6 protein-coding genes and 1 pseudogene are annotated in these 4,583 nt (G+C 61.7%); 1 reads left to right on the top strand and 6 read right to left on the bottom strand.

The features are described 5' to 3' along the window. Positions 1-156 precede the first annotated feature (156 nt). Together APM_RS17440 and APM_RS17435 are read right to left on the bottom strand one after the other, a co-directional pair. Positions 157-1,194 (bottom strand): ABC transporter substrate-binding protein, encoded by a 1,038-nt coding sequence (locus APM_RS17440; protein ID WP_012039886.1) that lies wholly within the window; start codon positions 1,192-1,194, stop codon positions 157-159. 441 nt (positions 1,195-1,635) lie between these two features. Next, on the bottom strand, positions 1,636-1,965 hold the full coding sequence (locus APM_RS17435; RefSeq protein WP_305803847.1) for an ATP-binding protein: 330 nt from the start codon (positions 1,963-1,965) through the stop codon (positions 1,636-1,638). On the opposite strand from APM_RS17435, the gene APM_RS22785 reads away from it, so the two are divergent. After that, complete coding sequence (locus APM_RS22785) at positions 1,912-2,067, top strand: hypothetical protein (RefSeq protein ID WP_241763200.1); 156 nt, start codon at positions 1,912-1,914, stop codon at positions 2,065-2,067. The genes APM_RS17435 and APM_RS22785 overlap by 54 nt on opposite strands. 163 nt (positions 2,068-2,230) lie before the next feature. Here the strand turns inward: APM_RS22785 and APM_RS17430 are convergent, their stop codons facing one another. The 4 genes and pseudogenes from APM_RS17430 to APM_RS17415 all read right to left on the bottom strand — a co-directional run. Then, the gene (locus tag APM_RS17430; RefSeq protein WP_039889143.1) at positions 2,231-2,821 is read right to left on the bottom strand and encodes a PadR family transcriptional regulator; all 591 of its coding nucleotides are present in this window, start codon (positions 2,819-2,821) and stop codon (positions 2,231-2,233) included. Between the two features lie 279 nt (positions 2,822-3,100). Further along, positions 3,101-3,280: a hypothetical protein gene (locus tag APM_RS17425; RefSeq protein ID WP_007424713.1), complete on the bottom strand. Its 180-nt coding sequence runs from the start codon at positions 3,278-3,280 to the stop codon at positions 3,101-3,103. Positions 3,281-3,870: 590 nt separating this feature from the next. Beyond that, on the bottom strand, positions 3,871-4,020 hold the full coding sequence (locus tag APM_RS22780) for a PEP-CTERM sorting domain-containing protein (protein ID WP_241763199.1): 150 nt from the start codon (positions 4,018-4,020) through the stop codon (positions 3,871-3,873). Positions 4,021-4,153: 133 nt separating this feature from the next. Then, positions 4,154-4,583 (bottom strand): annotated as a pseudogene (locus tag APM_RS17415) (IS5/IS1182 family transposase); the annotation flags it as partial.

The raw sequence follows: 4,583 nt of genomic DNA, 5'->3' as shown, positions 1-4,583 counted from the left end.
GGCGCCGTTCTCGCCGGCAAGTCCATGCACCTCGCCGGCATTGAGCGTCAGCGATACCCCCTCCAACGCCCGCACCGCACCGAAACGCCTTGAAACCCCCACAGTTTCCAGAACCGCCTCAGCATGCTTGCACCCGGCCATGCCGCTCCTCCGCCGTTAGAACGGCACGTTGTTCTTCAGCGCCGCCGCTGCATTCGCCGGGGTGTAGATATGATCCGTCAGCACGATGTGCCGCGGCACCGGCTTACCGTCGAACCAGTTCTGCAGCTCGTGAAACGCGATCGGCCCGAAGCGCGGATTGGTTTCGTCATCGGCATAGATCCAGCCGTCAACGATGTCCTGAACCCCCTGCCGGGTGCCGTCGATCGACACGATCTTGACCTGTCCCGGCTTCTTGCCGGCGTCGCGCAGCGCGGTGATCGCGCCGAACGCCATCGTATCCGCTTGGGCATAGACCGCATTCACATTCGGATGCGCGAGCAGAATCTGGCTCATCACCTTCTGCGCGTCGGTGGTGAACCAGTTACCGGTCTGCTCGGTGACGATCTTCATGCCAGGATAGGCTTTGAGCCCAGCGGCGAAGCCCTTGGTGCGCGCCACCTCCACCGAATTGCCGTAGGCGCCCTGAATCTCTGCCACCATCGCGTGGCCGCCGGTCGCCTTCGCTAGTTCTCGCGCGTCGATCTCGCCTTGCTTGAAATAGAAGTTGGAGCCCAGGAAGCTCAGATAATCGCTGCACTTCGAGCCCGCGGTCCGCCGGTCGAGGGTGAGGATGGGAATGTGCTTGGCTGCGGCCTGCGCGAAAGCCGGTTGCAAGCCGGTCGAATCCAGCGGCGCGATGATCAGCGCCTGCGCGCCTTGGTTGATCATGTTCTCGACATCAGCGACCTGGCGCGACTGGTTGCTATGCGCGTTTGTATAGATCAGCCGGCGGACATGAAACGCTTTCGCCGCATCCCGGACCGACTTGGTCTCACCGGCTCGGAACGGATTGGCATTCGATTCAGACTGGCTGAATCCGACTACGAGCTTCGACAAATTGACATGCGTAGGGTGCGGATTCACGCACACCGCCTTCGACTGCATCTGGGTCATTTTTGCCGTATCCAGGGCCGGCGCCGCCCGCGCGACTCCCACGAAGCTCAAGACGGCCGCCATCGCGCCAAGCGCCGAAGCGCTCCTGAAAATCATCATGTTTCCTCCTTCATGACCGCCTTGACGGCGGCTAGTTGATAGTTTTTTATCGATAACAAGCGATCAAAAACCTGTCAATTATATTTTTTCATCAGACCGTATAAATGAAGAACAGAAAGGAAGAAATACCCGTTTTCGTGAACAAAACCGAAGGCGGGACCTTGCCGAACCCTCAAGTATTCCGAAATTGTCAAGTATTCCGAATTTAACTTGCACGGTCTCCGGGAATTATTCCTCCACCGGTTCCGAGATTAATTCGCCCTCCCTTTCCGACTTTATTCGCCCGGCTGGGCGGAGTTGGTCGGTTCGGATGTCAACGGCGGATCAAAGCCAGGCCGGCGCGGCGACGTAAAAACCAGCCACGGGGTTGTGACGTGACAGATATGAGAACGGCCCCTGCAGGGGCCGTTCTCATATCAGCTGCCTGATTGGCGGTGGGTATCAGCTGTCGTTGATTTCGCCGTTCAGCTCCAGGATCTGGACGTGCTGCGTGAGACGATCGAGCAGCGCGCCGGTGCCGGAATTTCCCAGAGCGATGATGTTGTCGCAGCGCGCCAGATCAAGCACCAGCATCTTGTTCAGCGACGGGATCGCGGTGAAGTCGAAGGTATCGAGGCTTCTGACCGCCTGGAAGTGCGCCGCACGGATCCGCCGTTCCACCAGCCGGCGTTCGCGATCGAGCAGCTCCAGCTCCGCCAGCCGCAGCAGGAATTTCGGATGATCCGCGCGATCCTTCGCGCACTCGGCAGCGACCTTGGCATATTCGCGCAGGAAGGTCGGCAGCTTCAGTGCCTACAGATGATGCGCCAGCAGCACCTGCGGCGTCTCGATCGCGCCGCTCATGCCGCGCCTCGGCTCGGCAAAACGCCATAATCCGCGGCAGAGGTCATCCGCACATGCGCCGCCGGCATCACTAAACCCGGCAGGGGGCTTCCTGCGCCACGACCGTGAAGATGCACGTGATCCGGTAGATTCTGTTCCCCTGTCGCGGGCAGGTCCGGTGCCCGCGACATTCCGTTTGAGCCGGCTTTGCCGGTCAGAGCCGTTCGATCCTGCCGGCAGCCTCGTCGATCAGCGCCACGACCTCATGGACGCGCTCCTTGTCGAGCCCGCCCTGCAGCCGGTTGATGAGTACGTTGCGCAGGTTGTGCATGGCCCGCCGCACGGGCACCGCATCGAGACGGCCGCGCGCATTCCCCACCGCATCCAGCCGGGCAAGGATCAGCGTGACCTCGTCTGCCTGTTCGGCGAGATATGCCTGGCCTTCAGTGGTGATCTCGTAGAGCTTGCGCGTACCGTCCGTGACCTGCTCGCTGGCCAGTCCCGTTTCCGCGAGCAGCGTGAGCGTCGGATAGACGATGCCCGGGCTGGGCGCATAGGCGCCGCCGGTCCGCTCCTCGATCGCCCGGATCAGTTCATAGCCATGACGCGGCTGCTCGGAGATCAGTTTGAGCAGGACCAGGCGGAGCTGGCCTCCCTCGAACATGCGGCGGCGACCATGACCATGGCGGCCAAAGCCGCCGTCATCGTCGTCGCTCCAGCCGCGACCACCCCCGAAACCGCGGCGACCAGCGCCGAACCGCCCGGCAAGGCGCATCATTTCTTCATTCAGGCCATGCCGGCCCATGTGTCTTCCAAACATGACTATCCTCGTCACTCCAATATGATGGCACTAAGATATATCTTACTTGGGCCGATGCAAGACCGATCAAGATATATCTTTTGTGTCGGTCGTAATGAACGCCCCGCAAAGAAGGCGCCGGAAACAGGCTCAACCCCTCGCAGCGGGACATGATCGTGTCGGTGTAACGTAACGCGATGTCCGGCGAAGCCTCGGTCGGGATCCGCCGCTACAGCGCAACCAGCAGGCCACGCGCCTCCGGCGTGAAATCACCCGGATAGCGCTTCACCGGGAACCGGTGGCCTTCGTATGTTCGGCGGCCAGGGCAGCGCGCATCCCGTCCATGGTGACAGCGCGTGACGGATCGGCTTTCAGCGCATCAAGAGCCGGGGCCACCTGATCACGCAGCCAGGCTTCCACCACCCGGTCATGCGCCAGCAAGGTGCGCAGCCCGTCGCGGATCACCTCGCTTTCGCTCGCATATTCGACGGCGGCAGACTCTCAACTGTCACGGCGGCAGGCTGATCAGCGGCCTCCTACATGACAACCAGGGACACGACTTTTGGCCCTGCTGGGTGAGTTTCAATCGGCCAGGCTGGCGGTCGAACTGGCCTATCGCAGCAAGCGCCGATTGTTCGGCCTTGCCAGTATAGCACAAATGCGAGATTTCGTGGCACCACCGTGGCAGCCCGAACCCGGACGGGGCCGGGGGCGGCCGTGACTGATGCCGAACCACCCAATCCGGCGTCATCGATGGGGCCACCCGAGATTGCACATCGAGATGCCTTGCCGTACCTCTACTTCGAGGCGGCCATCGGGCCGCCGATCAGGCGATCCGCGATACACGGCTTTCGCTCGACAGGATCCCAAACGCCGGCGGCTCCGAACCGCGAGCAGGTATCTGATCGGCTCTGTTACAAATTTTGCGCGGGGGTGGAGTGACGTATTCTGAATGTGTGCGGTGGCTGTCAGATCGCCTCGCGTTCCATTTGCTGGCCGATAAAAGGCGGTCCCGAGTGAGCGGGACCGCATCAGTCAAGATCGACCAGCGGGTCTCAGAGGGCTTTCTGCCGCCGGCGAACGACGAGACCGAGAACGAGCAAGCCTGTTCCGAGGAGCAGAACACTGCCCGGTTCCGGTACGTCCACTTTGAGAACTGCCGGTGCTCCGTTCGCCTCAACGTAGTCGACAGCGAAACTTGTCATCGATCCCACAGGTAACGTGCCGGTATCGCTGACGGCTTGAGTTTCGCCAGGCGAGTAAGTCACCTTGTTGCCGTTTGCATAGCTGCTGGCGCCATCGTCGTGGGTGATCGTGACGTAGGTGGTCGTCTGTGAATTAAGCGATGTGGTAGTTCGGTAGGCGAAGGTCTGGAGAGGGTCTTGCGGCCGAGAGCCATGTGAAGATGGCGCAAAGAAGCCTGATCAGCCATCTGCGGAGCAGCCGGAGGTTGTGGCCGGCGCCGGCAAGGATGGCGTTGATGGCATCACCGTCGAAGCCGAGCAGGAAGTTTCGCCCCAGATGGCCATCGGTCTTCATGTGGCCGATGACGGGTTCGATGGCTGTGCGTCGGCGCAACTCGCGGCGGATGGTGGGGGTGATGCCGCGTTTCTGGCGGGAGATGAAGATCCTTCTGCCCTCGGCTTCGACGCCGTGGCCGCGATAGCCGCGGTCGACATAGGCGCGGGCGACGGCAACGCCGGTGATCCGCTCGACCTGCTCGATCTGGCCGGCCAGGGTGTGGCCGTCATAGGGATTTCCCGGCTGG

The organism is Acidiphilium sp. PM (genome assembly GCF_000219295.1).
Taxonomy (GTDB): Bacteria; Pseudomonadota; Alphaproteobacteria; order Acetobacterales; family Acetobacteraceae; genus Acidiphilium; species Acidiphilium multivorum.
The sequence above is the reverse complement of the archived record's forward strand: the minus strand, read 5'-3'. Positions and strand labels throughout refer to the sequence as shown.

Coding starts and splice junctions, on each gene's coding strand:
- APM_RS17440 (WP_012039886.1), bottom strand. CDS start 1,194: ATGATGATTTTCAGGAGCGCTTCGGCGCTTGGCGCGATGGCGGCCGTC.
- APM_RS22785 (WP_241763200.1), top strand. CDS start 1,912: ATGATCCGCGCGATCCTTCGCGCACTCGGCAGCGACCTTGGCATATTC.
- APM_RS17430 (WP_039889143.1), bottom strand. CDS start 2,821: ATGGGCCGGCATGGCCTGAATGAAGAAATGATGCGCCTTGCCGGGCGG.
- APM_RS22780 (WP_241763199.1), bottom strand. CDS start 4,020: ATGACAAGTTTCGCTGTCGACTACGTTGAGGCGAACGGAGCACCGGCA.